At 66.9% G+C, this 26,263-nt stretch carries 22 protein-coding genes and 1 pseudogene; 12 read left to right on the forward strand and 11 right to left on the reverse strand.

What is annotated here, in order from left to right:
• Positions 1 to 2: 2 nt before the first annotated feature.
• The 3 genes from TX88_RS09365 (at position 3) to TX88_RS09375 (ending at position 3,049) form a co-directional block, all read left to right on the forward strand.
• Entirely contained in the window at positions 3 to 1,463 is a 1,461-nt protein-coding gene (locus TX88_RS09365; protein WP_044516291.1) for a hypothetical protein, read from the forward strand.
• Positions 1,464 to 1,589: 126 nt separating this feature from the next.
• A complete protein-coding gene (locus TX88_RS09370; protein WP_209446966.1) occupies positions 1,590 to 2,729 on the forward strand; it encodes a 3-ketosteroid-9-alpha-monooxygenase, oxygenase component in 1,140 nt (379 codons plus the stop codon).
• Positions 2,726 to 3,049: a hypothetical protein gene (locus TX88_RS09375; protein WP_044516294.1), complete on the forward strand. Its 324-nt coding sequence runs from the start codon at positions 2,726 to 2,728 to the stop codon at positions 3,047 to 3,049. The genes TX88_RS09370 and TX88_RS09375 overlap by 4 nt, the downstream gene beginning before the upstream one ends.
• Here the strand turns inward: TX88_RS09375 and pdxR are convergent.
• Positions 3,021 to 4,442, reverse strand: a complete 1,422-nt coding sequence (pdxR, locus tag TX88_RS09380; protein ID WP_044516295.1) for a MocR-like pyridoxine biosynthesis transcription factor PdxR — start codon at positions 4,440 to 4,442, stop codon at positions 3,021 to 3,023. The genes TX88_RS09375 and pdxR overlap by 29 nt on opposite strands.
• Before the next feature lie 29 nt (positions 4,443 to 4,471).
• On the opposite strand from pdxR, the gene TX88_RS09385 reads away from it, so the two are divergent.
• Together TX88_RS09385 and TX88_RS09390 are read left to right on the forward strand one after the other, a co-directional pair.
• Complete coding sequence (locus TX88_RS09385) at positions 4,472 to 4,891, forward strand: hypothetical protein (protein WP_049924885.1); 420 nt, start codon at positions 4,472 to 4,474, stop codon at positions 4,889 to 4,891.
• 79 nt (positions 4,892 to 4,970) lie between these two features.
• Positions 4,971 to 5,627, forward strand: coding sequence for a TetR/AcrR family transcriptional regulator (locus TX88_RS09390; protein WP_044516297.1), 657 nt, complete (start codon positions 4,971 to 4,973; stop codon positions 5,625 to 5,627).
• 11 nt (positions 5,628 to 5,638) lie between these two features.
• Here TX88_RS09390 and TX88_RS09395 read toward each other — a convergent pair whose 3' ends face one another.
• Both TX88_RS09395 and TX88_RS09400 read right to left on the reverse strand, forming a co-directional pair.
• Positions 5,639 to 6,790: a hypothetical protein gene (locus TX88_RS09395; RefSeq protein WP_044516299.1), complete on the reverse strand. Its 1,152-nt coding sequence runs from the start codon at positions 6,788 to 6,790 to the stop codon at positions 5,639 to 5,641.
• Positions 6,791 to 6,901: 111 nt separating this feature from the next.
• Positions 6,902 to 7,942, reverse strand: a complete 1,041-nt coding sequence (locus tag TX88_RS09400) for an LLM class F420-dependent oxidoreductase (protein ID WP_044516301.1) — start codon at positions 7,940 to 7,942, stop codon at positions 6,902 to 6,904.
• Between the two features lie 571 nt (positions 7,943 to 8,513).
• Here TX88_RS09400 and TX88_RS09405 point away from each other — a divergent pair.
• On the forward strand, positions 8,514 to 9,641 hold the full coding sequence (locus TX88_RS09405; RefSeq protein WP_044516303.1) for an FAD-dependent oxidoreductase: 1,128 nt from the start codon (positions 8,514 to 8,516) through the stop codon (positions 9,639 to 9,641).
• Positions 9,642 to 9,735: 94 nt separating this feature from the next.
• Here TX88_RS09405 and TX88_RS35030 read toward each other — a convergent pair whose 3' ends face one another.
• Both TX88_RS35030 and TX88_RS09415 read right to left on the reverse strand, forming a co-directional pair.
• Positions 9,736 to 10,335 carry a peptidoglycan recognition protein family protein gene (locus TX88_RS35030; RefSeq protein WP_409365881.1) on the reverse strand — a complete coding sequence of 200 codons (600 nt, stop codon included), beginning with the start codon at positions 10,333 to 10,335 and terminating at the stop codon, positions 9,736 to 9,738.
• Between the two features lie 287 nt (positions 10,336 to 10,622).
• Complete coding sequence (locus TX88_RS09415) at positions 10,623 to 11,519, reverse strand: aminoglycoside phosphotransferase family protein (RefSeq protein WP_044516304.1); 897 nt, start codon at positions 11,517 to 11,519, stop codon at positions 10,623 to 10,625.
• 86 nt (positions 11,520 to 11,605) lie between these two features.
• On the opposite strand from TX88_RS09415, the gene TX88_RS09420 reads away from it, so the two are divergent.
• Complete coding sequence (locus TX88_RS09420; RefSeq protein WP_044516306.1) at positions 11,606 to 13,069, forward strand: aldehyde dehydrogenase; 1,464 nt, start codon at positions 11,606 to 11,608, stop codon at positions 13,067 to 13,069.
• An 11-nt stretch (positions 13,070 to 13,080) separates the two neighbouring features.
• Here the strand turns inward: TX88_RS09420 and TX88_RS09425 are convergent, their stop codons facing one another.
• A complete protein-coding gene (locus TX88_RS09425) occupies positions 13,081 to 13,713 on the reverse strand; it encodes a TetR/AcrR family transcriptional regulator (protein WP_044516308.1) in 633 nt (210 codons plus the stop codon).
• Between the two features lie 127 nt (positions 13,714 to 13,840).
• On the opposite strand from TX88_RS09425, the gene TX88_RS09430 reads away from it, so the two are divergent.
• Both TX88_RS09430 and TX88_RS09435 read left to right on the forward strand, forming a co-directional pair.
• The gene (locus tag TX88_RS09430; RefSeq protein ID WP_044516309.1) at positions 13,841 to 14,455 is read left to right on the forward strand and encodes a TetR/AcrR family transcriptional regulator; all 615 of its coding nucleotides are present in this window, start codon (positions 13,841 to 13,843) and stop codon (positions 14,453 to 14,455) included.
• A gap of 101 nt (positions 14,456 to 14,556) precedes the next feature.
• Positions 14,557 to 16,347, forward strand: a complete 1,791-nt coding sequence (locus TX88_RS09435) for a flavin-containing monooxygenase (protein ID WP_044519248.1) — start codon at positions 14,557 to 14,559, stop codon at positions 16,345 to 16,347.
• On the opposite strand, the gene TX88_RS09440 is transcribed toward TX88_RS09435, so the two are convergent.
• Together TX88_RS09440 and TX88_RS09445 are read right to left on the reverse strand one after the other, a co-directional pair.
• Positions 16,325 to 17,473, reverse strand: a complete 1,149-nt coding sequence (locus TX88_RS09440) for an NDMA-dependent alcohol dehydrogenase (RefSeq protein WP_044516311.1) — start codon at positions 17,471 to 17,473, stop codon at positions 16,325 to 16,327. The two genes, TX88_RS09435 and TX88_RS09440, sit on opposite strands and share 23 nt — an antisense overlap.
• Before the next feature lie 115 nt (positions 17,474 to 17,588).
• Positions 17,589 to 18,440, reverse strand: coding sequence for a dienelactone hydrolase family protein (locus TX88_RS09445; protein WP_044516313.1), 852 nt, complete (start codon positions 18,438 to 18,440; stop codon positions 17,589 to 17,591).
• Positions 18,441 to 18,556: 116 nt separating this feature from the next.
• Between TX88_RS09445 and glmS the strand changes: the two genes are divergently transcribed.
• Together glmS and TX88_RS09455 are read left to right on the forward strand one after the other, a co-directional pair.
• Positions 18,557 to 20,434, forward strand: a complete 1,878-nt coding sequence (glmS, locus tag TX88_RS09450; protein WP_044516315.1) for a glutamine--fructose-6-phosphate transaminase (isomerizing) — start codon at positions 18,557 to 18,559, stop codon at positions 20,432 to 20,434.
• Positions 20,435 to 20,459: 25 nt separating this feature from the next.
• Positions 20,460 to 21,413 carry an alpha/beta fold hydrolase gene (locus tag TX88_RS09455; protein WP_044516316.1) on the forward strand — a complete coding sequence of 318 codons (954 nt, stop codon included), beginning with the start codon at positions 20,460 to 20,462 and terminating at the stop codon, positions 21,411 to 21,413.
• On the opposite strand, the gene TX88_RS09460 is transcribed toward TX88_RS09455, so the two are convergent.
• On the reverse strand, positions 21,377 to 22,135 hold the full coding sequence (locus TX88_RS09460; RefSeq protein WP_044516318.1) for a DeoR/GlpR family DNA-binding transcription regulator: 759 nt from the start codon (positions 22,133 to 22,135) through the stop codon (positions 21,377 to 21,379). The two genes, TX88_RS09455 and TX88_RS09460, sit on opposite strands and share 37 nt — an antisense overlap.
• A 35-nt stretch (positions 22,136 to 22,170) precedes the next feature.
• On the reverse strand, positions 22,171 to 24,120 hold the full coding sequence (locus tag TX88_RS09465) for a PTS mannitol transporter subunit IICBA (RefSeq protein WP_044516320.1): 1,950 nt from the start codon (positions 24,118 to 24,120) through the stop codon (positions 22,171 to 22,173).
• A 192-nt stretch (positions 24,121 to 24,312) separates the two neighbouring features.
• Between TX88_RS09465 and TX88_RS09470 the strand changes: the two genes are divergently transcribed.
• Entirely contained in the window at positions 24,313 to 25,392 is a 1,080-nt protein-coding gene (locus tag TX88_RS09470) for a zinc-dependent dehydrogenase (RefSeq protein ID WP_044516322.1), read from the forward strand.
• A gap of 38 nt (positions 25,393 to 25,430) precedes the next feature.
• On the opposite strand, the pseudogene TX88_RS35035 reads toward TX88_RS09470, so the two are convergent.
• Positions 25,431 to 26,258 (reverse strand): annotated as a pseudogene (locus TX88_RS35035) (DMT family transporter); the annotation flags it as partial.
• Positions 26,259 to 26,263 lie beyond the last annotated feature (5 nt).

Here is a 26,263-nt window from a genome sequence, read left to right on the forward strand (position 1 = left end):
GCATGCCCCAAACCGTCGATGTCGCAGCACGTTTGGATCAGGGGCAGCCCACGGTCGAGACATTTGCCGAATTCGTGTGGGCCTGTGGGCTGCTGGGTTACCAGCATCCGGACCTGACCACACATGTCGGCCAGGTGCATGACTGGTACGCCACCGAAGACGGCCTGGACCTCGCGACGTTGGACAGCGACTGTGCGGCCCTGGCGGCGGCCGCGGGCTCGGCCGAGCAGGCGCTGCGACTGCAGGACGATCAGCTGACGGCTCTCACCCAGGCCTGGCAGGGAGGCGGCGCGCAGGCAGCGCGTGAGTTTCTGCTGCGTCACGGTGGGGCGGCGCAGCAGGCCGCGGCCGCCGTTCGGAGAGCGGCCGACACCATGGCCGCGTTGCGTGATCAGCTGTACCGGGCCGTCGACACCAAGGTCGCGGCCACCGAACGCATCGCGACGCGCTGTGCGGCACAACGCGATACCTGGCTGGCCGCGGCCCGCACCGTGCGGACCGGCCTCGGAGATCGCGCCGCCGCCAGCGAACTGATCGATGCGCAGGTGAAACCGTTCGTCGACAACGACATCGGTGCGGACTGGGTGGCGGCGATGCGTTCGGCGACCACCGCGGTGGACGACGCCTACCGTGCCGCGATCATGGCGCTGACGGATCGCCCGGTTCCGGTGTTCGAGATCCCCGGTGATCTCGGACCGTCGTGGACGCCCCGTATCGGTGCGGCGGTTTCTGCGGACCCGCCGGTGAGCAGTGCCAGAACGGTTCCCGCCGGATTCATAGCGCCCGTCGCCTCCGGCGCGGCGCCGGTGCCGGGCCCCGCCGCCTCGGCGGGCATGCCGCAGATGGTCCCGCAGACTGCCGCTGCAGCACCGCCTTTCGCGTCGGCGGCCGCCGATCCGATCCCGCCGTCTGCTCCACCGGCCACCAATCCTGCCGCGTCCGATCCCGCATCGGGATGGGGTTCGCCGCTCGGCAGTGGACTGTCCGGGGCCGGGTTGTCGGGCGCGGGATCCGGGTTGTCCGGGATCGGTCAACAACTCGCAGACTTGTTCGGCGGGTTGATCGGATCGGCCTCGGACGGATCGCTGGGTCCGGACACCGACACTGCGCTGCCTGGGCAACTCGACACACCGGCGACATCTGACACGGTCGACGACGTGGATGACGCCGACAATCTCGACGATCCGGACGACGAGGAGGACGACCGCGAGTCGGACGACGAGGCGCCCACAGCCGAAGACGCTGCCACCGAAGCGGACACCGACACGGCTGCCGGCGACCAAACGGTCGAGGAGAATTTGCCCGACGAGCCCGCGCCCGTTGACCCGTCCGCCGCCGTCGAACCGCAGCCCGTCGTCCCGCCGCCGGTCGCCCCGACCCCGCCGGCCGCGCCGTTGGTGGCACCTGCCGACAAGACACCGTGTGAGATCGCTGCCGACGAGCTACCGCAGGTCGGCGGCTAGACATCCGCGCCGAATCGGATTTCGATCCCTGCCAGTGGGACTTTCGGCCTCGGAGTGGACACCCGAGTGTTAGACCTTGTTGTGACGTGAAGCACAGTCACCGCGAGATTTCGGAGGTGGTTCTCGATGGCAATGGAATCCGAGTGCGAGGTGCGCGAGATCGAAGCCGAAGCGCCGCCGATGCGTTTCGCCCGCGGCTGGCACTGTCTCGGACTGACTCGCGACCTCGGTGACGGGGAACCGCACTCGATCAACGTCTTCGGTCAGAAGCTCGTCGTGTTCCGCAGCGGCGACGGCAAGATCAACGTGCTGGACGGATACTGCCGGCACATGGGTGGTGACCTGTCCCAAGGCCAGGTCAAGGGCAATGAGATCGCATGCCCCTTCCACGACTGGCGGTGGGGCGGCGACGGGCGCTGCAAGAACGTGCCGTACGGCAAGCGCGCCCCACGCCTGGCCCGGACCGCCACCTGGACGACCCTTGAGCAGGACGGGATGCTGTTCGTCTGGAACGATCCCGAGGGCAAACCCCCGCCCGCCGATGCGACGATTCCGCGCATCGAAGGTGCCTCCAGCGACGAGTGGACCGATTGGCATTGGTACACAACGGTCGTCAACGCCAACTGCCGTGAGTTGGTGGACAACGTGGTGGACATGGCGCACTTCTTCTACGTGCACGGATCGATGCCCACCTACTTCAAGAACATCTTCGAGGGCCACATCGCCACCCAGTACATGAACGCCGATACCCGTGCCGACCGTGACGATGTGGGCGGCTCCACGATGCTGGGCACCACATCGGTGGCGTCGTACTACGGACCGGCCTTCATGATCGACGACCTGACCTACCACTATCCCGACGCCGACCACTACAGCGTGCTGATCAACTGCCACTATCCGATCGACGCGAATTCGTTTGTCCTGCAATACGGCATCATCGTCAAGAAGGCCGAGGGGCTGTCCGCCGAGCTGGCCATGCAGAACGCCGTGGCACTGGGCGACTGGGTCAAGATCGGCTTCGAACAAGATGTGGCGATCTGGAAAACCAAGGCACGCATCGACAACCCGTTGCTGTGCGAGGAAGACGGACCGGTGTACCAGCTGCGCCGTTGGTACGAACAGTTCTACGTCGACGCTGACGATGTGGCCGCCGACATGGTCGACCGGTTCGAATACGAGGTCGACACCACGAGCGCTCGGCACGCGTGGGCGCAGGAGATCGAAGACAACATCGCTGCCCGCGCCACCGCCCAACCCGTACCATGACCGTCCGCCTCGACCCTCGTCTCGAAGAATTGCCGATGATGCCGGTGTCGTGCCGAAGCTGCGGCGCAGTTGTATTGGCCCGCAAGAGCAGTTGGCAGCAGACCAGCGTGCAATGGAATGCCGCAGCCTCCGGGCAGTGTCCTCAGCGTCGCGACGCCGACGCGCTGGCCGGTCACGGCAGCCGCGGACTGTTCCTCGGCTGCGATGCGATGGCTGCCTCGGTCGTGGCGGCCACCATCGACGGCGTGCTGCCCTTGGCCGACGCTGATAGCAGGCCCGACGCCCCGTCGATCAGGCGAGGATCGACGCGAGCCGGCTGATGCTGTCGCGGATCGCGGCCTCGCCCAGTGCGCCGTATCCGATCACCAGGGCCGGCGGCGCTGAACCTGGGTCGGCCCAATTCCAGCGGGCACCGTCCAGACGCAGTCCCTGGTCCCGGGCGGTGGCGACGACGGTGTCCTCGTCCGAGTTGCCCGGCAGCCGAAGGTAGACGTGCAGGCCGGCATCGATTCCCGTCGGCTGTGTCTGAGGCATCGACGCGCTGATCGCCGCGAGCATGGCGTCGCGTCGCCGGCGATACATCGGGCGCACCCGCCGCAGGTGGCGAGTGAGCCCTCCGGTGCCGATGAACCGGGACAGGGCCAGTTGCTCGAGCGCGGAGTTGCCCATGTCGTCGTACAGTTTTTCGGCCGCGACGGAGTCCACCAGCCAGGGCGGCAGTGCCATCCAACCGAGTCGCAGGGCGGGAGTCAGCGTTTTGCTCACGCAGCCCGCATAGGCTACGCGATCTGGATCGAGTCCTTGCAAGGCGCCGACAGGGCTTCTGTCATAACGGAATTCGGCGTCGTAGTCATCTTCGATGATCAGCGTGTTCCGGTCGCGGGACCATTCGATCAGCGCTGCCCTGCGGTCCGCGGCGAGGACGACACCGGTCGGATACGAGTGGGCGGGAGTCACCAGCACGCCGTCGACGTCGAGTTCGGCCAATCGCGCAACCTCGAGCCCGTTCTCGTCGACCGGTACCGGCACCACCCGAAGCCCGGCGCGTGCGATGGCGTCGCGGTGAAATCCGAAACAGGGGTCCTCGACGGCGAGGGTGCGGCATCCCCGCGCCCGCAGTGACCGGGCCAGCAGCACGATCCCCTGTGTGAGACCCGATGTGACGATCATCCGGTCGGGTGTGGTCGCTACTCCGCGTACCCGGGCCAGGTAATCGGAGAGGGCTTCGCGCAGCGGGCGCGTTCCGAGCGGGCCGGGGTAGCCGAGCTGGGCGTTGGGCACCTCGGTGAGAGCGTTGCGGTAGTGCCGCAACCATTCGGTACGCGGAAACAAGGCGGCGTCCGGCAGGCCGCCGCCCAACGGCGCGGCCGGATCCCGCGCTCGACGTACGCGCGGAGAGGGTTGTGGGGCAACCTGTTTGACCCTGGTTCCGGAACCTTGGCGTCCGGTCAGGTAGCCATCGGCGACCAGATGTTCGTAGGCGGCGACGACGACGCTGCGGGCCACGCCGAGCTGTGCTGCCAGCGCGCGGGACGGCGGTAGGAGTGAACCCGCCGCGAGCCGGCCCTGCTGTATCCCCACGCGGAGTTGATGTTGCAGCTGCATCGCCAGCCCGTCGCGCGACGTCCGGTCCAGGGCGACCAGAAGATCCGGGGGAAACCCGGCATCGGCAGAATTGGTCTGCTGATTGCCTCCATGATTGGACCCTGACATAGACCAATACTAGGAGCGATCGTGATGGCATGTCTTCGATCAACAACCTCGCCTCAGCCGTCGTCCGACCGCTGATCGTCTCCTGGATGCCCGGGCCCGCCTCCGCCGGGGAGCGGCCAGTCGTCGTCAGCGTGACCGAATACGCCGCGCATTCTCTGCGGCACCTGCCGGGCGTCGCCTACAACGGGATGCGGATGCGGGAAGGCTGGTATGCCATGCCGGGCGCGGTCGGCCTCTGGTTGTGGAGCCTGCCCGCGTCGGGCCTCAGTGGGTCGATCTCGGTCTGGACGGATGCCGAAGCACTGCAGCGGTTTATCGGGCTGCCGCACCACGTCGACATCATGCGCCGCTACGGGGACCGCGGCGACGTCCGGTCGACCACGTGGGAGGCCGACACGTTTGATCGGGCGCGCACCCTCGCGCGGGCCCGGGAATGGATCGGGCAGTAGCCGCGACGGTTGGTCGGCAGCGCTGTTGACAACTGACGTGGTCACCCCGGAGCCCGTATCTCTGCGTCAAGATGGTCCGATGAGTGCGCCCAAGACCGCCAGAACCGGACCGGGACGGCCCGCCGGTATCGACAGCGGCGACACCCGGCAACGGGTCATCGATGCAGCGTGTCGATGCTTTGCGCAATTCGGCTACGGACCCGCGACCAACAATCTGATCGCTGAGATGGCCGGTGTGACGGCGGGCTCGGTCTACTACCACTTCGGGACGAAGAACAAGTTGTTCGAGGCGGTCTGCGATGACGTCTACGGCAAGATCCTGGCCAGTGCCGCACCGGCCATGGCCGGGCCGCACTCGATGGACGAACTGCTGCGCGCGGCATTGACCGAATCGATGCGGATCAACCGCGAGTTTCCCGAACTTGCCGGCTTCGTCGCGACTGCACCGATCGACGCCCGTCGGCATCAGGAGCTGGTCGCGGGTTACTCGAAGCAGGGTGCTCGGATGACCGACGCGCTGGCCCGCTCTGTCATCGCGGGTCAGCGGGCCGGGCGGATCTCCGCAGAGTATGACCCGGTCCAGGTGGCGCGGGTGATCGGTGCGATTGTCGACGGTTTCGCGCACGCCGCGGCTGTCACCGAACCGGGGGAGATGGCCGGCGTGAACCAGCTTTTCGAATCGTTGGTGCTCGACGCGACACTCGGCAAGCGCGCGGTTCCCAACAGGCCTGGCTGACGGCAGCGACCCTACTGGCCCACCGCCTTCTTGAGATTGTCGCGAACCTGGGCGGCGGCGTGGCTGATGTCCTTGCGCACCTTGGTGATTGCATCGCGTACTGGCTTCTTCCTGGTCGGGTTCGCGGTGCTCTTGGTCGTGGAACCGTCGGTGTCCGCGGATCGGACGATGGTGCGTCCGTTGCCGAAACTCGCCTGATTGTCGGCCGCAGTACGCACATTGCTTGAGGGGACGAGCGCACCGGCGATCTTCTCGGTTTCCTGCCGCGCGACGGTGGTCACCGAGCCGATCGCACCCAGCTTCGCCAGCGACGGCGGAGTGGGACTCGTCGCGTCGTACGGGTCGACGTGGGCGTCGGCGGCGTCCGGGTCGCCGAACACGGCCTTCTGAACCTGTGTGGCCCCTTCCTGGAGGGCGGCACCGACGTCACCGCCCTCGGTGGCCGCGAGGATGGGTTCCTGGATGGCGGATACCGCCGAGGCGCGGACATATGCCCCTACCTGAAAAGCCGTGGCACCAAGCCTTTCCGACGAAAGCAGCAGTTGCTCGACGACCTCGGGGGCGCCCGCCTCGGTGAGGTTGGCGACCACCTGGTTGACGGCTACGACCGTCGCGGGCAGGACGGCGCCGTCGACGATCCGGCGCAATGCGTAGTCATGGGCGTCGCCGGGGTTGCCGGTGGGCTCCACGTCGGCCGGAATGTAGAAGCCGGGGACGAATTCGTCGTAACCGAGCCCGAATTTGGTGTTCAGCGCCCCGGTCCAGATGGATTCCGAGGACTCCTGTGCCAGAAGGAGAATCGTGGGAATCCGGGCGGGAGACGCCACGGACAAGAACGCGGTCACGAACGGAAGCACTGCCTCACCGACCACGGCCACCGTGGCGCGATTGGCCGACTGCCCGATGCCGTCAGCAAGGATCTGGGCGTTCTCGGTGAGGAACGTGACCGGGTCAGTCGGTGCGGCCGTCTCGTTGGCGGCGCGGATCGTGACCACCTGTAGACCCGGGGGAGGCGTCGAGGAAAAGGCGACGGACGCCACGCGCACGGCCCGCATGTCGATGCTCGCGGCGTGGGCTTCCGGCGGGGTTGCGACCACCAGGCCCAACGCGAGGATGCCTGCGCCTGCGACAGCACCACTGGTGCCGAGGTACGAACGAACCATCTCTCATCTCCCTTGGGGCGGTGTGACCCGTTGATGGTCACGTGTCCCAAGGGAGATGATGTGAGTAGTCGGGTACTGCAATTGTACGAACCGTCAAATTTTTGACGGGTGCTACTGGGTGAGCGAGACGAGCTCCTCGCAGAACTTGACCGTCTCGGCGGTATCGGTGGCCAACGGGTGCACCAGCATCGTGGTCACGCCGGCTTCGGCGTAGGCGGCGAGCCGCTCTTTGACGAACCCCTTCGGTCCGACGAGCGATACGTTGCGCACCAGGTCGTCGGGGACGGCCGCGATGGCCTCGGCCTTCTTGCCCGCCAGGAACAGGTCCTGGATGTGGTCGGCGACCTCGCCGTAGCCGTACCGGGTGGCCAGCTTGTGGTAGAAGTTCTGCCCGCGTGCGCCCATGCCGCCGATGTACAGCGCCAGTTGGGGTTTCGCCCAGGCGAGCCGGTCATCGACGTCGTCGCCGATGGCCAGGCTGGCGCTGACCATGACGTCCAGCGGTCCCAGCTCCGGATCACGCTTGGCGGCCCCGGCCCGCAGGGCGTCGCCCCACACGTCGTCGGCCTTCTCCGGGAGGTAGAACACCGGCTGCCAGCCCTCGGCGATCTCGGCGGTCAGCTCGACGTTCTTCGGTCCCAGTGCGGCGATGGTGATCGGAATGCGCTCACGGACAGGGTGATTGATCAGGTGCAGTGACTTACCCAGGCCGGTGCCGCGGTCGGCGGGCAGCGGCAGCTGGTAGTACTTGCCGTCGTAGTCCAGGTTCTCGCGGCGCCACACCTTGCGGCAGATCTCGACGACCTCGCGGGTGCGGCCCAGCGGCGCGTCGAACGGCACGCCGTGGAAGCCCTCCATCACCTGCGGGCCGGAGGTGCCGATGCCAAGGCGGAACCGTCCGTCGGACACGTAGTCGACGCCGGCCGCGCTCATGGCCATCAGGGCCGGCGTGCGGGTGTAGATCGGGACCACACCGGTGCCTAGCTCCATGGTGGAGGTCTTGGCGGCCAGGTAGCCGAGCTGGCTGATCGCATCGTAGGAGTACGCCTCGGCGACCAGGGCGATGTCGATGCCCACCTTCTCCAGTTCGACGACTTGGTCGGCAGCCTCTTTGAAGCCGCCGGCATAACTCAGGAAGATGCCAGTGCGCATCGCAGGAGTGTAGCAACCCAACTAGTTGGTTGGGAGAGTGGCAGGCAGGTGGGCCGGTTCGGGTGGCTGTACGTCCGACACACCCCCGGTGTCCATCACCGCGTCGAACACCCGCATGAAGTTCAAATCCCTGTCACCAGGCACCCAACCCGTCACCAAACCGTACGCATTCAGCGACGAGGCGAGTAGCCCACAACTGCAGCTCTGGGATGGGACTTTCGTGACAAGACGAGCGGCGGTGGTCGGACCGCTCGTTGACTGACTTACGTGGGATCGTCGTCGCACGCGAGATATCAATGTGGGCAACGCTATTGGCGGAGAGGTTGGTTCACGGACATCGACTGGGTGAACCTGTTCAGCGCCGGCACCATCGTTGCGAAAGTCGGCAACCGCAATTATTCTCGCGGTCGTCGCGAAAAACGACCTGTTGACATCGAATTGGCAGCGCGGTCGCATGCACGGCATTCCTGCTTGATTGAAGGATGTCCAGCGTCTCCGAATACGGACCCGACTACATCCCGGGTCTACGTATGTCCTCACCACCGGTGAGGCTGTTTACAGGAGCGCAGGAGTGACGAATTCAATCGCGATCATCGGCGCCGGACTGGGAGGGCTTACGCTCGCCCGGGTGCTACACACCCATGGTGTGGCTGCGACGGTCTATGAAGCCGAGGCCGGCCCCGACGCCAGGGGGCAGGGCGGTCTCTTGGACATGCATCTCGACACCGGGCAGGTCGCTCTCGCGACCGCGGGTCTGTTCGACCCTTTCCTGCATCTGGTTCGCCCCGGTGAGGATGCCAAACGCATCGTCGACCGTGACGCCAACGTCCTGTTGGACCGCCCCGGTACGGATCGAGGGACCCGACCCGAAGTGGACCGCGGTGAACTCCGAAGAATGCTGCTCGACTCGTTACCGGCCGGTACCGTCCGTTGGAACCACAAGGCCGTTGCCGTGACGCCGAATGATGATGGGCGGCAGATCATCACGTTCGGCGATGGGCCCTCGCTATGCGCTGATCTGATCGTGGGGGCTGACGGCGCCTGGTCGGTAGTGCGGCGACGTCTTTCCGGTGCAGAGCCCACGTACACGGGCACGTGCTTCATCGAGCTGCGCATCGACGGCGGACCGCAGCATGCCGCGTGCGCCGAGATCGTCGGTCGCGGCACTCTGATTGCGGTCGCATCAGGGCGAGGCATCCTGGTGCATCACAACCGCGATGGCACGCTGACCGGCTACGCGGTCGTGAATACGGCACTGGACCGGCTCACTTCGATCGATTTCAGCGACACGACGAATTTGTCTCGCTACTTGGCAACGGAGTTCGACGGTTGGTCGCCTCGACTGACCGGCTTTCTTGAGGTGAGTCGCGCCGAGCCGGTGCTGCGTCCCATCTACGTGCTTCCGGTCGAACACAGGTGGAACCGGTTGCCGGGATTGACTTTGTTGGGTGACGCGGCCCATCTGATGTCGCCTTTCGCGGGACAAGGTGCCAACCTGGCCATGTACGACGCGGCCGAACTCGGCCAAGCGATCGCGGCCCAGGCCGGGGACATCGAAGGTGCGCTCGACTCGTACGAACGCGACCTGTTCTCGCGCAGCGTGGAATTCGCCCGGGAAAGTGCGCGCAACCTCGAATTGTTCTTCGGAGACGACGCGCCGCACAGCGTCGTGGAGATCTTCAGTCGCGCTGTGGGGTGAAGTCGTTGGCGTGCTACGACCCTACTTGTGTGGCGCCCGTAGCGAATGCGTGCAATCGAGCTCTCGGACTACCGCTGAACTCTCGCGAAATACCTCACTGACCGGCCTCGATCTCTGCCACCTTGGTGGCTGCCTCTTGTCCGCAGAGACGTTGCAGGTCGACAGGTCCGGCGGCGAGGAGCGCATCGATGCGCGTGTGCAGATCGCCGGAGGTGAGATGGGCGTAGAGGTTGGCGCCGGGGCAGGAGGTATCGGCGAAGTCCCGGTGTCCGCCCAGGGTGCCGCTGGCCACATGGAATTGTTGGACGGCCCAGGCGAATGCCGTTGCTACACCGGCGAGTTGGGCGACGCTGACGGGTTCTTGGTCGAAGTCGCCCTCGCATAGGACGAGGAAGTGCCCGGCCGGGTCGTAGTTGGTCGCGGTGTCGCCGGCGAGTTCCGGGGTGCGTAGTTCGTAGATGTTGCCGTTCCGATCGACGCCGACGTGGTAGGCGATGTCGATCCATCCATGGTCATTCTGGTGGTAGCGCTGGTGCTGACGTAGCCGGCTCGGGGCAAGTCGATTCTCGCCGAGAACAACAGCGCTGTGGTGCAATGTCATTCGCGTGATGGTGTGCGGACGTCCACCAGCCCGGGCGGGTGCCGCACCCCACGCCTGCCGGCAGATCTGGGCCATGGGCTGTTCACTGGACATCGTGGTGGCTGGGACCGGCTCCAGTGGCAGCGGAGTCACGGCAGCCGGTTGCGGGGGCGGGGCCGGCGTGGCGTTGGTTGACGAGGCGGTCGGCGCGGATGCCGGTTCGATTTCACCGGCGCAAGCACCAAGCGTCGCGGCCAACCCGAGGCTGCCACCGATCTGCATCAGCCGCCGACGACTCAGTGCATCGAGCCGCGTCCCTGGTCCACGGCTGGACTGCGTGTCCATCGTGGTCACGATACGTAGCCGCCGGGCCCGACACAGGCCCTTCGAAGCAGCGCGTATCAAATGCCCGTCAGAACACGCTCAAGTGCGGCCCGGCCTACCGGGCCCCAGTTCGGCTTCCCACCGGGGACGCCCCGGTCTCCGTTCTGCCCCATGAGCATCAGGAAAAGGCACTTCATGGCGGCCAGCCCGCGGGCGCGCCGGATCGCCGCCTCATCTGCTTGCGCGTACCGGTCGAAGAACCGTGAGGCTGTGCCCGCGGGTAGTAGTACCCATGCCGCCGCGAGATCCCACGCGGGATCGCCGGAAAACATGTCGCCGAAATCGACGATGCCCGAGAGCGTTCCGTCCGAGACGATGGCGTTCGCGGGATGGAGGTCGCCGTGCACCCACACCGGCGGGCCCTCCCATGCCTGGGCCGCAACGGCCTCATCCCAGACGTTCCGGACGTCGGCAGCGATGTCGTCGGGAACAACGGCCTGGAAGAAGTTCTCGAAGCCGTCCGCGCAGTTCCTGGGATGGGCTCCGCGGTCTGCGGCGATCGGTGCCTCGGCGGGTGCCTCCACATGGAGCGCCCGCAGGAAGCCCGCCAGCGTGTCGGCCGCATGGTCGCCGCGGCTGATCACGCCGTGGTCCAGCGGCTCCCCAGGAACCCACGTCATCACGGTCCAGTGCTTGGGGAAGCGGACGGACGGTTCACCGAACCGCACCGGAGTCGGCACCGGGAGCGGCAGGCGCGGGGCCAACACGGGTAGCCATCGTCGCTCCTTGAGCTGGAGTTCCGGGGTTCGGTCCATGCGCTGCATGCGCACGGCCAACTCATCGCCGAGGCGCCACATTTGGTTGCCCCAGCCGCCCGCCACCTCGCGGATGGTCAGCCCTGCGAGGTCTGGATGTTGGTCCTGCAGCAGGTCGCGGACCAGATCTGCGGTGATCTCGATCTCGGGGTCGGTCACGCGAATTCAGTTTACGGAGGCGCGGCGGACGGCACTATGTGATCAATTGCTTGATTACCCGAGCGGCCCGTCACTACGCTGCTGCCATGACAGTGACCGCCGGCGCGGTGACCCAGCTACTGATCGATGGCCGGTTGGCGCCCGGTGGTGGCGGCGCGTTCCCGACCATCAACCCGGCAACCGAGGAGCTGCTCGGCACGGCTGCTGACGGCGACGCCGCCGACATGGACCGTGCCATCGATGCGGCGCGGGCCGCATTCGACGAGACGGACTGGTCACGCGACGTCGCGCTGCGGGTGCATTGCCTGCGGCAGTTGCGCGACGCGCTCAACGCCGACATCGAGAGGCTGCGCGACATCACCGTCGCGGAGGCCGGCGCGCCGCTGCGGCTGACCCAGAGCGGACATCTGCAGGGCCCGATCAACGACCTGGCGTTCCCCGCCGACACTGCCGAAAGTTACCCGTGGCGCGTCGATCTCGGTGTGGCGGAGCCGCTTGGAGTGCCGACGCGACGCACGCTCGTGCGCGAGGCGTTCGGTGTCGTCGGGGCGATCACGCCGTGGAACTTTCCGCATCAGGTGACCTTCGCCAAGCTCGGCCCGGCGCTCGCGGCCGGAAACACGGTGGTGCTCAAGCCGGCGCCCGATACGCCGTGGTGTGCGGCGGAGGTCGGCCGGATCATCGCGGACAAGACCGACTTTCCGCCGGGTGTCGTCAACATCGTGACGTCGTCGGATCATCGCCTGGGCGCCATGCTCGCCGAGGATCCGCGTGTCGACGTCGTTTCGTTCACCGGATCCACCGCGACGGGCCGCTCGGTGATGGCGGCGGCCTCGCAAACCATCAAGAAGGTCTTTCTCGAACTCGGCGGCAAGTCGGCGTTCGTCGTACTCGATGATGCCGACCTGGTTGCGGCCTGCACGAGGGCCGCTTTCGCCGTGACGACCCATGCCGGACAAGGTTGCGCGCTGACCACTCGCCTCGTGGTGCCCCGGAGCCGGTACGACGAAGCGGTCACCGCCGCCACTGAGGCGATGGCGCAGATTCCAGTGGGGGATCCACGGGACCCGAATGTCCTTTGTGGACCACTTATTTCAGCCAGGCAGCGAGACCGGGTGCAAGGGTATCTGGACTTGGCGCTCGAAGAAGGCGGCACGCTCGCCTGCGGTGGCGGCCGGCCCTCCGGCGCAGGCTTCTTCATCGAGCCGACCGTGATCAGCGGGTTGACCAACGATGCACGGGTGGCCCAGGAAGAGATCTTCGGACCGGTCCTGGTGGTGCTGGCCCACGACGGCGACGCCGACGCGGTGCGCATCGCCAACGATTCACCCTACGGGCTGTCCGGCACCGTCTTCGGTGCGGACCCGGAGCGGGTGGCCTGGGTCGTAGCGCGGCTGCGGACCGGGACGATCAATGTCAATGGCGGCCAGTGGTATTCGCCCGATGTGCCGTTCGGGGGCTACAAACAGTCGGGCATCGGCCGTGAGATGGGCCTGGCCGGCTTCGAGGAGTACCTGGAGACCAAAGCGGTTGCCGAGGCGGTGAATTGACTGCCGGCGTCTCAATCGCCGCGCGCGGGCAGTACCGTCCCACGGATCAGTTGCCGGGCCGCATCGGTGGTGGCGCGGTAGGCGCTAGGTGAGAGATTGGCTGCCTGCGCGGTCAAGCCGCGACTGAGTGCGTAGAGCGCGTCGGTCGCCCCGGCAGCGTCGGCGTCGTCGGCCAACACGCCCTCCCGCTGCGCGTCGCCGATGATCTCGCGAAAGATGTTGTGTAGTGCCTCGAATCCGGCGTCGGCACGAGCGTCACCTCGGGGCAGCGCTGAACCTTCCGCTCGCATTTCCTGCTCGAATGCGGCGAGGTGGGGATACTCACGCGACAATTCCTCGGATGCGTCGAGGACCGCATCGAGCCGATCGATGACGTCGGTGCGGCTCTGGGCGGCGGCCCGCAACCGGGGCAGGGTGATCTCCTGGATTCTGGTCACCGTGGCGTCCAGCAAGTCCGACTTGTTCGAAAAATAGTGGTACAGACTGCCGCTGGTCATCTCTGCGGTGCGCGCGATCTCGCGAATCGTGGCCTTTGAGTAGCCGACCTCGGCGACACATCGCATGGCGGCGGCAATGATTCGCTCCCGGGTCGCTTCGCCGCTGGCGCCCACCGGGCGGCCGAGCTGCGGAGAAGGCGCCGTCATGGGCCCAGCATATGTCGGCTGTCGAGCCGACGGGCCGTTCGACCGCCGCTCCGGTGCTGTTTGCGCGCTACCATCCGAAGGACGATCGGGCCTGCGTGCGCAGGGCCCAGACCGGAGGGAGCCGGCGATGGCGACACCCCAATTGGGTCGCCCAGTCGGCGCGAACGGTGAAGAGACGCGCCGGCGGATCATCGCTGCGACCATGCACTGCGTGGCCGAGGTCGGCTACGCCAGGGCGACGATTCGGGAGATCGCCCGCAGCGCGGGAATCACGAGTGCGAACCTGTACAACTACTTTTCGACCAAGTCGGAGTTGATGGAGGCCGCGATCGCGGCTCGGGCCGACATCGCGCTTCCACGGCTGCGGGGCGCAGCGCAAGCACCTGGCGATGCCATCGACCGGATCGATGCCGTGCTCGACGAGTCCGGTCGGTTGATGCGGGAGTATCCCGAGCTCGCTGCGTTCGAGTGGGCCGTTCGCGGTCAGAATGCCGTCGCCGTCTATCCGGACGGCACCGGTGGCGGTGGTTTCCAGGCTTTGCGTGGCATCGTCAAAGGCATCGTCAACGATGCCTGTCGGGACAGCCCCGGGGGAGCGCAAGGCGATGCGACGGTCGAGGCGATCTATGCCCTGGTCTACGGCCTCACGGAACTGGCCGCGACGCAGTCGCCGCAGACGTACCAGCGGGCACTGAACTCTGCCAAGCAGATGATCCGCGGAACCCTGTTCGTAAAACGCTGACCCACGTGCAGCCTGCGGGAATGCCGTCTCGACCATTGATGTGATCAATTGGTTGATTATATAGTCGTGCGGGCGTGACCAGTCTGGAAGAAGGTGCCACGGTGACCGACGTTGACGGCTCGAACATTGACGTCGATGAGTTGCGCCGGAAGTACGCGGCCGAGCGCCAGCGACGGCTGAGGCCCGATGGCATCGCCCAATACGTGGAGATAGCCGGCAGATTCGCCGGCTTCGGTGAAGACCCGTGGGCAGACCCGCACTTCAGTCGGGAACCGCTCGCCGACGACGTGGACGTGGCGATCATCGGCGCCGGATTCGGTGGGCTGTTGATCGGAGCGCGGCTGCGCGAGCTCGGAGTCGAGAACGTGCGACTGATCGACAAGGCGGCCGACGTGGGCGGCACCTGGTACTGGAACCGGTATCCGGGTATCGCCTGCGACGTCGAGTCGTACGTGTACATGCCGCTGCTGGAGGAGCTCGGCTACGTTCCCACCGAGAAGTATTCGAAGGGCGCGGAGATCTTCGCGCACTGCCAGCGCATCGCCCGGCACTACGACCTGTACCGCAATGCGTGCCTGCAGACCGAGGTGCGCGAAATCCGCTGGATGCCTGAGCAATCACGGTGGCTCATCACCACGAACCATGGCGATGCGATCAGGGCCAGGTTCGTGGCGATGGCCAACGGCTACCTGCAGAAGCCCAAGCTGCCGGGTATTCCGGGAATGGGGTCGTTCCGCGGGCACACATTCCACACCAGCCGGTGGGACTACGGGTACACCGGCGCGCATCTGGAGAACCTGGCCGACAAGCGGGTCGGCATCGTCGGTACGGGCGCGACCGCGATCCAGTGCGTCCCGCGGCTGGCCGCCGCGGTGGGGCAGTTGTACGTCTTCCAGCGCACCCCCTCGACGGTCGACGTCCGTGCCAACCGGGCCACCGATCCGGAGTGGGCGGCCTCGCTGGAGCCCGGTTGGCAACGGCGCCGCATCGAGAACTTTCAGATGCTCACCGCCGGTGGACAAGCCGACGAGGACCTCGTCGACGACGCGTGGACGAGCCTCACCAAGAAGCTGCCGATTGTGCGGCACAACGCGGACGGTGGCCCGAGTACCGCCGAGCTCGCGGACTTCGCCAAGATGGAAGAGATCCGGGCCCGGATCGATGCCGTCGTGACCGATTCGGCTACCGCGCAGGCGCTCAAGCCGTGGTACGGCTACTTCTGTAAACGCCCCTGCTTCCACGATGAGTACCTCCAGGCGTTCAATCGCGAGAACGTCAGCCTCGTCGACACCCGCGGCAGCGGTGTCCAGCAGATCGGCGAGCGCGGCGTAGTCGTCGATGACGTCGAATATCCCTTGGACTGTTTGATTTTCGCGACGGGTTTCGAGGTGGGCACCGAGTACGCACGCCGCACCGGGTTCGAGATCATCGGCCGTGACGGCCTGACGCTCACCGAGAAGTGGGCCGACGGTGTGCGCACGTTCCACGGCTTACAGGTCAACGGCTTCCCGAACTGTTTCATCGAGAGCATCGCCCAATCGGGCTTCACGGTGAACTTTCCCTACCTCATCGACACCCAGTCCCGTCACATCGCCTGGACGATCGCCTGGGCGTTACAGCACGACGCCGCCGTGATCGAAGCGACCGCCGACGCCGAATCGGCATGGGTCGACACCGTGGTGGAGCGTTCCGATGTCATCGCCGGCCGACGTGAGTCGTGCACGCCGGGGTACTACAACCGCGAGGGCCAGGCCGACGTGCGATTGCGTCAGGGCAGTTTCTTCTTCGGCAGTCCGATGGAATACGCGGACATCCTGGCTGCGTGGCGTACTGACGGAAACCTGGATGGCCTCGACATAGCCGGTGCGGCTATGCGATCCCGAAATCGATGACGCCCCTGATCAATTCACCCTGGGCGAGGTCGGCGTAGGCGTCGTTGATGTCGTCGAGGCGATAACGCCTGGTGATCATCTCGTCCAGCTGCAGCAGCCCGGAATCGTACAGACCCGCCAGACGTGGGATGTCCGCCTTCGGATTGCAGGAGCCGAAGACGGTGCCGCACAGGTTCTTGTTCATCAGGACGACGTCCTGAAGATTGAAGTCCAACGGTCGGGTGCCCGGTGCCGACATGGCGGTGAGCACGCACGTCCCGCCCTTGCGGGTGAGACTCAACGCGTCGACGACATCGGATTCGCCGATCTCCGAAGGGGACACGACGACGCTGTCCGCCATCACCCCACGGGTGAGTTCGCGGACCAGGTCGAATGCCTCGTCGGCGGCGGCCGCCACGTGGGTGGCACCGAAGGTCAGGGCCGACTTCCGTTTGAACTCAACGGGATCGACGGCGACGATCGACGCGGCACCGTTGATGCGGGCGGCCTGTACGGCCGCGGTGCCGATCCCGCCGACGCCGATCACCACGACGGTGTCGCCGCCGCGCACTCCGCCCCGATAGGCGGCCGAGCCGTAACCGGTCGGCACCGCACAGGCGAGCAGTGCACCCGGGACCAGGGGGAGGTGTGGCTCGATCTTGACCAGGGAGGCCGCCGAAACCACTGTGTGTTCGGCGAAAGCCCCGATCTTGGACACATGGGCGAGGTTGCCGCCGTCGAGGGTGTGGTGCCGAAAGGTCCCGTCCGTGGGCATGCCGGGCATCAGCGTTCCGGCCCCGGCATCGCAGATGTATTCCATGCCGGTTGTGCACCATCGGCATTCGCCGCAAACGGCGACAAACGACGTCACCACGTGGTCGCCCGGGGCGAACCGGGTGACGCCGTCGCCGACCTCGACGACCACGCCTGCGCCCTCGTGGCCGCCAATGCTGGGGGTCATCGGTGGGCGGAGGCCGCCGTTCTGCGGGGGAACCATGATGCCCCGGCGGATGTGGTCGTCGGAGTGGCACAGCCCGGCGGCGGCGAGCTGCACCAGTACCTCGCCGGCCCGCGGTGGGTCGAGTTCGAACTCTTCCACCTGCCATGGGCCGCCGTATTCGTAGACGATGGCGGCTCGACTTCTCATCGGCGTCCGTCTCCGATCTATGTGACAGGTCAGGGTCGCGCAGAAAGTGCCGAATTAATGATCAGTTGATCATATCGACCGGCGGGCGGACTCAGGCCGTGTCACACGGACTGCATCACGGCTTGAGAAGCGCGACGACCTTGTCCTCGAGCGCGACCGGATCGGCGTTCGGGTCGGCCGGCTCGGTGTGCGGCAGGTCGCCCTCGGGGTCGGCGAAATCGCGGTAGGTCTTGTCGCCGGCCAGCGTGGCCAGCAGATACCCGGTGAGCAGGCCGCGAACGATCTTCTGGGTGTCCCGGTCGGCGCCGGGCAAGCCGATGAATCGGGCCAGCCGACGGCCCTCGACCAGCCCACCGGCCTGCGCCTTGCTCACCGTCCGCAGCGTCGCGCCCTCCCAGGCCCGGGCCAGCTCCACGGCATTCGAGCGCAGCGTCATCGGGTCGCCGGGGGCGGTCAGCACCAGCCCGGGCACCTTCAGCGTCGACGCCGGTTGTTCGGCCGGTGGCTTGGTCACCGTCGGGAACAGCGACACCACGGCTTTGGGGCGGTGCGCGTCGCCGCCCATGCCCGCGGCGGCGAACACGGCGGCGGACCCGCCGAAACCGTGTCCGACCACACCTCGCTTGCCCGGGTGCACGCTGATCTTGCCGGTCCCCAGCCGCACCCCGGTGATGATCTCGAGGGCCGCGCCCAGGTCGAAGGCGAAATTGAGCACCGACGGCGCCAGGCTCGTCTCGGTGTTGGGGGCGGCCGCCACGATGCCCCAGGAGGCCAGGTGCTCCAGCGTGTGCGTGTAGTTGTCCGCCTGCGTCATCCACTCGTGGCCGAACACCACGCCGGGCAGGTTCAGGCCGGACTCCGGCGTGTACACCACTCCCGGCATGCCGGCGAACGCCAGGTCACCACGCAGAACGCGATGCGGTCCGCGGCGGGTCAACCCTGCGAAGAGCTTCTTTGTGCTGGCCACGCGTTGACCGTAGCGCAGCGGGCCGAATCTGCGCCTGGGTGCTTTCGCGGTGATATGTGTCAAACGCCGTCGCGCAGAATCGGGCCAGGGCTCCGACTGCACTACCCTGGGACCCTATGTGTGGAATCGTCGGCTACGTCGGGGCGCGCCCGGCCCGCGGCATCGTCGTCGACGCGCTGCGCCGGATGGAATACCGGGGTTACGACTCCGCGGGAATCGCGCTGATCGACGACAACGGCGGGTTGACGGTACGTCGCCGCGCCGGACGCCTGGCCAACCTGGAGACCGCCCTCGCCGAGACCGACGACGGCGTGCTGACCGGCACGACCGGCCTCGGCCACACCCGGTGGGCCACCCACGGCCGGCCCACCGACCGCAACGCACACCCGCACCGCGACGCCGCGGGCAAGATCGCCGTCGTCCACAACGGCATCATCGAGAACTTCGCCGTCCTGCGCGCGGAGCTGGAAGCCGACGGAGTCGAGTTCGCCAGCGACACCGACTCCGAGGTGGCTGTCCACCTTGTGGCCCGTCAGTACGCCAACGGCGACACCGCCGGCGACTTTCCGGCGTCCGTCCTGGCCGTACTGCAGCGCCTGGAAGGCCACTTCACCCTGGTGTTCGCCAGCGCCGACGATCCGGGCACGATCGTGGCGGCTCGCCGGTCCACCCCGCTCGTCGTCGGCATCGGTGAGAACGAGATGTTCGTCGGGTCCGACGTGGCGGCGTTCATCGAGCACACCCGGCACGCCGTGGAGCTCGGCCAGGACCAGGCGGTGGTGCTGACCGCCGACGGCTACCGGATCACCGACTTCTTCGGCCGCGACGACCTGCAGGCCGGCCGGGACTACCGGGAATTCCATATCGACTGGGACCTCGACGCTGCCGAAAAGGGTGGCTACGACTACTTCATGCTCAAGGAGATCGCCGAGCAGCCCGCCGCGGTCGCCGACACCCTGCTGGGGCATTTCGTCGACGGCCGCATCGTGCTCGACGAGCAGCGCCTGTCCGATCAGGAACTGCGCGAGATCGACAAGGTGTTCATCGTCGCCTGCGGCACCGCCTACCACTCGGGCCTGCTGGCCAAGTACGCCATCGAGCACTGGACCCGGCTGCCGGTCGAGGTCGAACTCGCCAGCGAGTTCCGGTACCGCGACCCGGTTCTGGACCGCAGCACCTTGGTGATCGCCATCTCGCAGTCGGGCGAGACCGCCGACACGCTGGAAGCGGTGCGGCACGCCAAGACCCAGAAGGCCAAGGTGCTGGCGATCTGCAACACCAACGGCAGCCAGATCCCGCGCGAGGCCGACGCGGTGCTCTACACCCGGGCCGGGCCGGAGATCGGTGTGGCCGCCACCAAGACGTTCCTGGCGCAGATCGCCGCGAACTACCTGGTCGGGCTGGCGCTGGCACAGGCCCGCGGAACCAAGTACCCCGACGAGGTCGAGCGCGAGTACCACGAGCTGGAGGCCATGCCGGACATGGTCAGCCGGGTCCTGGCCGGCATCGAGCCGGTGGGGCAGTTGGCGCAGCGGTTCGCGACGTCGCCCACGATCCTGTTCCTGGGGCGGCACGTCGGCTACCCGGTGGCGCTGGAAGGCGCGCTCAAGCTCAAGGAGCTGGCCTACATGCACGCCGAGGGCTTCGCCGCCGGTGAGCTCAAGCACGGTCCGATCGCCCTGATCGACGAGGACCTGCCGGTCATCGTGGTGATGCCGTCGCCCAAGAACGCGCAGATGCTGCACGCCAAGCTGCTGTCCAACATCCGAGAGATCCAGGCCCGCGGCGCGGTGACCATCGTGATCGCCGAGGAGGGTGACGACACGGTGCGGCCGTACGCCGATCACCTGATCGAGATCCCGGCGGTGTCAACGCTTTTCCAGCCGTTGCTGTCCACCATCCCGCTGCAGGTGTTCGCGGCCGGGGTGGCCCGGGCGCGCGGGTACGACGTCGACAAGCCGCGCAACCTGGCCAAGTCCGTCACCGTCGAGTAGTTCTGCCACTCGACGCGGAGGTCTGATGGATCTGCGGGTTCCCACGGTCAACATCGCCGGGCGGTGGGACCGCAGTGGGCTGGGAGCGTTCGTCTCCGACGCCGCGTTCGAGCATTTCCTGGGCGCCTACCGGGCCGGGATGGCGGCCTTGCCGCCGTTCGAACTGTTCGACGTGCCAACCTCATTCGGGACCGTGCGGGCCTACCGCTTCGCCGGGCCGGGGGATGGCACCCCGGTCGTCCTGCTGCCGGGCCGTAACGCGTCGACGCCGATGTATGAAACCAACCTCGGGCCGTTGCTGGAACGCCGCACCGTGTACGGCATCGATCTGCTCGGTGAGGCCGGTCTGTCGGTGCAGCACAAGCCGATTCGTGATGCCCGGGACCAGGCACAGTGGCTGGATGAGGCGCTGGCCGGCCTCGGGCTGGACAAGGCCCATCTGCTCGGGGTGTCGATGGGCGGCTGGACGGCCGTGAATGGTGGTGTACACGGATCCGGCCGGATCGCGTCGCTCACCTTGTTGGACCCGGTGTTCACCTTCTCCGGTGTTCCGGTCAAGGCGATACTGGCCTCGGTGGCATTGTTCGCGCCGGGCGTGCCCGAGCGTTGGCGCAGGCGCGTGCAGAGCTGGATTGCCGGGGGTGCCGATGTGGATGCCGCCGAGGTGGTGGCCGCACTGATCTCCGCGGGTTCAACGGATTTCACGCTGCGCACGCCGATGCCGAAGCTGTTCAGCGATGAGCAATTGCGGGGGATCGACGTGCCGGTGCTGGCGTTGATCGCGGGCCGCAGCGTCATGCTCAACCCGACACGCGCCGTCGCACGGGCGCGAGAGATGTTGGCGCGTGGTGAGATCGAGCTCTGGTCCGACGCTTCTCACGCCATCAACGGCGAATACCCGGATGAGATTGCGCAACGGGCGGGCCGGTTCTGGGACGGTCTTCAGGTGCGGATCACCGATGGCCCCAGCGCTTCATAGCGCTGTGCTTCCTCCGCGGGCAACTCGGTGCCGGTGACGACCGACTCGAAATCGGAGACGTCTGCGAACCGGCAGAAACTCGTTTCCCCGAACTTGGAATGCGCCGCCACCAGTACACACCGTTGCGTAACCTTGACCGCTGTCTGCTTCACCGCTGCCACTGCGGGATCCGGTGTGGTGAGGCCGTGTTCGACCGTGATCCCGTTGGTGCCGAGAAAGGCGATGTCGATCACCAGGCTGTTCAGTCGCTCCACCGCCCACTGGTCGACGGTGGCCAGGGTGCGTCCTCGCATGCGGCCACCGATCATCAGGACGGTGACGGTCTCGCTGTGTGCCAGCGCCTCGGCGGCCAGCAGCGATGATGTCACCACCGTCAGTTCCTCGTCGGCGAGCTGTTCGGCGATCAGCCGTGGCGTGAAACCCTCGTCCAGGTAGACGGTTTCGGCGCCGTGCAACAGGTGTGCCGCCGCGGCAGCGATGCGGTGCTTCTGGGCCAGGTCTACCTGGCTGCGGTATTCGACGGTGGATTCGAACGCCGCGGTCTCCAGTGGGATCGCTCCGCCGTGTACACGTTTGAGCAGCCGTCTCCCGGCCAGTGCCTTGAGGTCGCGGCGGATGGTCTCGGCCGCGACGTCGAGTTCCTCGGCCAGCGTCAGCACGTCGACGCGGCCCCGGCTGCGCGCGAACTCGACGATGCGACTCTGGCGGGTATCTGAATCCACGCTTGCCATTCTGGGGCACCCGGGTGCGGCGTCGGCTATTTGCTGTCGGAAAGCACCGCGCGCACGTCGTCGGCGCTGGTCGCCGCCCGCAGCCGGGCCACCTCGTCCTTGTCGAGGAACACGTGCGCGATCTTGGTCAGCAGTGCCATGTGGTCGTTGCCCAGTCCGGCAATGCCGACGACGAACTCGGCGGGCTTGCCGTTCCAGTCGATCGGTTCGGGGTAGCGAACGAACGAGATCCCGGTGCGGCGGATCGCGGTCTTGGCCTCGTTGGTGCCGTGCGGGATGGCCAGACCGTTGCCCATGTAGGTCGACACCGACTTCTCCCGCTCGTGCATGGCATCCACGTAGGCCGGCTCGACGGCGTCGGCAGCGACCAACAGGGCACCCGCCTCGTCGATGGCGGCGTCCGCCGAGGTGGCGGTGCCGGCCAGCACGATCGAATCGAGGGGCAGCAGGTCGTCTGCTTTGTCCACGGGTTCCTCGGGTGGCGCTGCACCACTGGCAGAGTTCGTGTCACCGAGCATCTCGACGATCTCGTCGTAGCGGGGTGAACTCATGAAGTCCTCCACCGAGACGTGGACGGCCGAACCGGTTTTCAGGCGGGCCCGGTCGGTCAGGTCGCGGTGGGTGACCACCAGGTCATAGGTGTCGGTGAGATTGGCGATCGACTGGTTGGTCACGGTGATGTCGCCGAATCCCGCGGACCGGATCTTCTTGCGCAGCACGGACGCTCCCATCGCCGAGGATCCCATGCCGGCGTCACAGGCGAACACGATGTTGCGCACCGGACCGCGGGGCGTACCGACCAGGGCGGAAGCCACGCTGGACTTCTTGCCCTTGAGCGCCTCCATCTCGGCGGTCGCCGCGGCGAGATCGGTTTCGCTGTCGGCACGATCGGTCTTGAGCAGCAGTGAGGCGACGGCGAACGAGACGGCGGTGGCCGCGAGCACCGACAACGTCACGCCGAGGAAGCTGCCGCTGGCAGTCTGCGCGTAGATCGCGATGATCGAGCCGGGTGCGGCCGGGGCGCGCAAACCGGAACCGAACAGCACGTTGACGAAGACGCCGGTCATGCCGCCGAGGATGGTGGCGGCGATCAGCTTGGGCTTCATCAGCACGTACGGGAAGTAGATCTCGTGGATGCCGCCGAAGAACTGGATGATCGCGGCGCCCGGTGCCGAGGCGCGGGCGGCGCCCCGGCCGAACACCATGAACGCCAACAGGACTCCCAGGCCCGGACCGGGATTGGTCTCAAGCAGGAACAGAATCGACTTGCCGGTGTCCAGTGCCTGGGTGGTGCCCAGCGGGGTCAGCACGCCGTGGTTGATGGCGTTGTTGAGGAACAGCACCTTCGCCGGTTCGATGAGCACCGAGGTCAGGGGCAGCAGGTCATTGTTGACCAGGAAGTCCACCGCGTGTCCGGCGGCACGGGTGAACGAGGACACGATCGGTCCGATACCGAAGAAGCCGAAGATGGCCAGCAGCATGCCCAGGATGCCGGCGGAGAAGTTGTCGACGAGCATCTCGAAACCGGGCCGGATCTTGCCCTCCCACAGCGCGTCTGCCTTCTTCATCGCCCAGCCGCCCAGCGGCCCCATGATCATCGCGCCCATGAACATCGGGACGTCGGCGCCGGCGACCACCCCCATGGTGGCGATCGCGCCGACGACGGCGCCGCGGTTGCCGTGGATCATCCGGCCACCGGTGTATCCGATCAGGACGGGCAGCAGGTAGGTGATCATCGGGCCGACGATGCCTGCGCCGTCATAGCTGCCCCAGCCGCCGATCCTGGCCACCCAGCCGTCGGGGTCCCTGAGTCCGGAGAAGATGGCCTGCAGCCAGCCCTGCTCGATGAACAGGGCCGTGATCAGGCCCCAGGCGATGAAGGCGCCGATGTTCGGCATCACCATGTTCGACAGCGAGGTGCCCAGCTTCTGCACGTGCACCCGGACCCCGGTGCGTGGCGCTTCGACAGTGGACATCTGACGACCTCCGATCTTGCCGGCTGCTGGGTGACGCCGGTCACATGTACACCCAGTACACCGCACAAGTGGGCACTAGTGCAAGCAATCGGGCTTAAATGGGCGCCAGAAAATGTGGTTTTGTGACCGGATTGGCGTTAGGGTGCTGATACCAACCCGGTGACCTAGTCCCTGTGAGTCGAGAGGACCGCCATGAAAGCCCTGCGCTACTACGCCCCAGAGGACGTCCGCCTGGAGGATGTGCCAGAGCCGCAGTGCGGCCCCGACGAGGTGAAGATCCGGGTGCGCAACTGTTCCACCTGCGGCACCGACGTCAAGATCCTGCACAACGGGCACCAGAACCTGACGCCGCCGCGCACCATCGGCCACGAGATCGCCGGTGACATCGTCGAGGTGGGGGCCGACGTGAATTCCTCCTATGGCACCGATTGGGCCGAGGGCGACCGAGTTCAGGTGATCGCCGCGGTCCCCTGCGGAGAATGTCACGAGTGCCGCAAGGGCTGGATGGCCGTGTGTCAGAACCAGACATCGATGGGCTACCAGTACGACGGCGGGTTCGCCGAGTACATGATCGTTCCGCGTCAGGTGCTCAAAGTCGACGGGCTGAACCGGATTCCGGACAATGTCGGCTACGACGAGGCGTCGGCGGCAGAACCGTTCGCGTGCGCGATCAACGCGCAGGATCTGCTCGGTATCGAAGAGGGCGACACCGTCGTGGTGTTCGGCGCCGGCCCCATCGGCTGCATGCACATCCGCATCGCGCGCGGTGTACACAACTGCGGCCCGGTCTATCTCGTCGACGTGAACGCCGGCCGGCTCAAGATCTCTGCCGACGCGGTGCATCCCGATGAGGTGATCAACGCCGCCGAGGTCGACGTCGTCGAGAAGGTGATGGAACTGACCGGCGGCCGCGGCGCCGACGTCGTCATCACCGCCACCGCGGCCAACGTCACCCAGGAACAGGCCATCGCCATGGCGGCCCGAAACGGGCGCATCTCGTTCTTCGGCGGACTGCCCAAGACCAACCCGACCATCACGTGCGATTCGAATGTGGTGCACTACCGGCAGTTACACATCCACGGGGCCAACGGCTCCGCGCCGGAGCACAACAAGCGTGCGTTGCAGTACATCTCGACCGGTCAGGTGCCGGTGAAGGACCTCATCACGCGCCATATCCCGCTCGACGACGTGCTCGACGCGTTCTCGATCGTGCAGAACGGTGAGGCCATCAAGGTGACGGTCGAGCCTGCCGCAGCCACAGCGTCGGTCTGACGGCGCGGTCCGTCGCCCAGGCCCCATGCGAGCCCTGCGGCAATCAATCCGATACCCGCCCACACCGCTCCCGCGGGCAGTGCGCCGGTGACGGGTATGCCGATCACGGCGGCGGCTACCGGCGCCACTCCCGTGAGCAGCCCGGCCCGCCCGGCGCCCAGCGTGCGCACGCACGTGTACCAGAGGACGAACGCGACGGCGGTGACGCACACCGCCAGATAGCCGATCGCCAGGATCTCGCCGGCGTTAAAATAGCTTGCCGCCCTCCATCCCTCGGTGCTCAGCGCGAGCACGCCGAACATCGCGGCGGCCATCCAGGTGGTGTGCACCGATACACCCGCCGGACCCTGCGAGGACAGCACCGGCACGGCCAGCAGCGTGAAGCCGGCCTCGCAGCCGAAAACGACCACTGCCCAGAGCAGTCCGATGGCATCGGCGCGGCCCAGGCCCTCGACGATGACCGCCCCGACGCTGACGACCACAGCGGCGGTCAGCACCCGGGTCCGGGCGCGGTGCCCTTCGAGTAGGGGGCCGAGGGCGGCCAGTGCCAACGGCACGCACGCCACCGCGACCGCCAGGACCGCGGGCTCGGCGTGGCGCGATCCGTGCACGAGGGCCACGTTGAACAACACCAGGCCGGTGACGGTGACGCCCAGCAGCCAGAGCCACTCCGTGCCCTGCGGGCGACGCAGGTGCCGGCCGGTCAGCCGGACCCACGCGAGCAGCAGCACGCACGCAATGGCGTAGCGCAGGGCCTGGGCGGTGTGCAGTGGCGCGTCGGCGAGCACACCCGAGACGGCCACGCTGCCGCCGACGAACATCATGCCGAGTGCGCCGGACAGGCCGGCGCGGGTGGGGCTGGACATGCTCC

This window comes from Mycolicibacterium septicum DSM 44393, assembly GCF_000455325.1.
Lineage (GTDB): Bacteria > Actinomycetota > Actinomycetes > Mycobacteriales > Mycobacteriaceae > Mycobacterium > Mycobacterium septicum.

Excerpts from the sequence above, each read along its gene's own strand:
- TX88_RS09365 (WP_044516291.1), top strand. The coding sequence starts at position 3 with ATGCCCCAAACCGTCGATGTCGCAGCACGTTTGGATCAGGGGCAGCCC.
- TX88_RS09370 (WP_209446966.1), top strand. The coding sequence starts at position 1,590 with ATGGCAATGGAATCCGAGTGCGAGGTGCGCGAGATCGAAGCCGAAGCG.
- TX88_RS09375 (WP_044516294.1), top strand. The coding sequence starts at position 2,726 with ATGACCGTCCGCCTCGACCCTCGTCTCGAAGAATTGCCGATGATGCCG.
- pdxR (WP_044516295.1), bottom strand. The coding sequence starts at position 4,442 with ATGTCAGGGTCCAATCATGGAGGCAATCAGCAGACCAATTCTGCCGAT.
- TX88_RS09385 (WP_049924885.1), top strand. The coding sequence starts at position 4,472 with ATGTCTTCGATCAACAACCTCGCCTCAGCCGTCGTCCGACCGCTGATC.
- TX88_RS09390 (WP_044516297.1), top strand. The coding sequence starts at position 4,971 with ATGAGTGCGCCCAAGACCGCCAGAACCGGACCGGGACGGCCCGCCGGT.
- TX88_RS09395 (WP_044516299.1), bottom strand. The coding sequence starts at position 6,790 with ATGGTTCGTTCGTACCTCGGCACCAGTGGTGCTGTCGCAGGCGCAGGC.
- TX88_RS09400 (WP_044516301.1), bottom strand. The coding sequence starts at position 7,942 with ATGCGCACTGGCATCTTCCTGAGTTATGCCGGCGGCTTCAAAGAGGCT.
- TX88_RS35030 (WP_409365881.1), bottom strand. The coding sequence starts at position 10,335 with ATGTCCAGTGAACAGCCCATGGCCCAGATCTGCCGGCAGGCGTGGGGT.
- TX88_RS09420 (WP_044516306.1), top strand. The coding sequence starts at position 11,606 with ATGACAGTGACCGCCGGCGCGGTGACCCAGCTACTGATCGATGGCCGG.
- TX88_RS09425 (WP_044516308.1), bottom strand. The coding sequence starts at position 13,713 with ATGACGGCGCCTTCTCCGCAGCTCGGCCGCCCGGTGGGCGCCAGCGGC.
- TX88_RS09430 (WP_044516309.1), top strand. The coding sequence starts at position 13,841 with ATGGCGACACCCCAATTGGGTCGCCCAGTCGGCGCGAACGGTGAAGAG.
- TX88_RS09440 (WP_044516311.1), bottom strand. The coding sequence starts at position 17,473 with ATGAGAAGTCGAGCCGCCATCGTCTACGAATACGGCGGCCCATGGCAG.
- glmS (WP_044516315.1), top strand. The coding sequence starts at position 18,557 with ATGTGTGGAATCGTCGGCTACGTCGGGGCGCGCCCGGCCCGCGGCATC.
- TX88_RS09455 (WP_044516316.1), top strand. The coding sequence starts at position 20,460 with ATGGATCTGCGGGTTCCCACGGTCAACATCGCCGGGCGGTGGGACCGC.
- TX88_RS09465 (WP_044516320.1), bottom strand. The coding sequence starts at position 24,120 with ATGTCCACTGTCGAAGCGCCACGCACCGGGGTCCGGGTGCACGTGCAG.
- TX88_RS09470 (WP_044516322.1), top strand. The coding sequence starts at position 24,313 with ATGAAAGCCCTGCGCTACTACGCCCCAGAGGACGTCCGCCTGGAGGAT.